Genomic DNA, 1,398 nt, shown 5'->3' with positions numbered 1-1,398 from the left:
ACAAAAGAGCTGCAGCAAACATTGGCGGCCGAGCATGAGCGCACGCATGCATTGAGTCACGAGGTGGATCGCTATGAGAAAGAGAATAAAGCATTAAAGCATGATTTAAGTGAAACAAAGCAAGAATTAGAGGTTTATGTGGCGGATCAAGATGGCCAAGTAGAAAAAGCCAAGAAACAAATGCGTCAGAAGCTTGTCCGTGACTTTTCAGCTGAACAGAAGGAAAATGTAAAAGATGAGGTTAAGAGGGAACTAGATACCCAATATAAAGCTCATATAGGCTCTCTCAGCGATGATTTAATGATTGAGAAGCAGAAACATGAAAAAACAAAAAAAGAGCTTGTAAAGGAAAAAGAAGTGAATGAGAGCTTAACGAAGATGAATCTTGGTTATATAAAGGATTATGTCCCAAAAGAAGACCTTGATTATGCTAATAGGCAGGTTCGTGAATTAAAAGAAGAGAATAAAACATTGAAAGCTTGGAAGGAAAAAGCGTTAAATTGGATTGATCAGAATGTGGAGAAGATGAAACAGATTTCATTTTTTCAATATGTACGTGGAATTGGAAAACAATCAAAACAAAAGGATCAAGACCTAGAACGCTAAAAAGGAGACATGAAGTTGAGTAAAATGAAAACGACACTCTTACTTATTGCTTTTGCAGTGGTAGCTGGTTATGATATTTATTTATTGTTGAATGCTTATGACTACGGTTTTTCTGGTCTATAAACATAGTTAAAGCCATATAAAAAAAGCTATTTCAATCGTATTGGCATCGGAGTGAAATAGCTTTTCTTATTTTACAATTTACATTCAAGAGTGTTCTGGTTTGTCATGGATATCTTTATATGTGAAGTATATCACAAACTTTTTTAGTTGTGAAGATGAAAAATAAAATTTGTATGACAAGTTTTAAAAACAAAAGAAGCAACCTCATCTTCGTCATAGGAAATCGAGGTTGCTTTTTTGCTACGTTGAAATTTGTAAGAATAGTCTGATATTAATCTTATCATATTTTTCGTATGTAGGCTATTTTTTGAGAGGGTAGGTTTAATAATAAAAAAATCCTAACTCTAATGGGCAAATCAGAGTTAGGATTTTTGCTGATTCTTTAACAGATTAATCCGTTAATAGATAATCATCTCAATATCAATATTAACAAATTTTATTTGATGATTCATTTTAAAAGCGTATGTAATTATTGGTAAATGAAATATGTGTTGGTAGGTGTACATATGTATAAAACGTGCACTTCTTATACATTGTTTTCATTGATTTGATCAATAGAATGCCTATTCTATCAACGATGTATAAAAAGCTGCATACTTTGTAAGAGGTGGCTGTTTTAAATCCCTTGCAGCGCAAGGGATTCTTTTTGTCGTGTGTTCCGGAAAGAGG

General features: G+C 33.3%; 1 pseudogene. It reads left to right on the top strand.

Features of this window, described 5'->3' with window-relative positions:
- A pseudogene (locus LJC66_RS27310) lies at positions 1-606 on the top strand (MobV family relaxase); the annotation flags it as partial.
- Positions 607-1,398 lie beyond the last annotated feature (792 nt).

The organism is Priestia sp. TSO9, assembly GCF_021029645.1.
Lineage (GTDB): Bacteria > Bacillota > Bacilli > Bacillales > Bacillaceae_H > Priestia > Priestia megaterium_E.
Note: the sequence above shows the minus strand (reverse complement) of the source record. Positions and strands in the feature narration are given on the sequence as shown.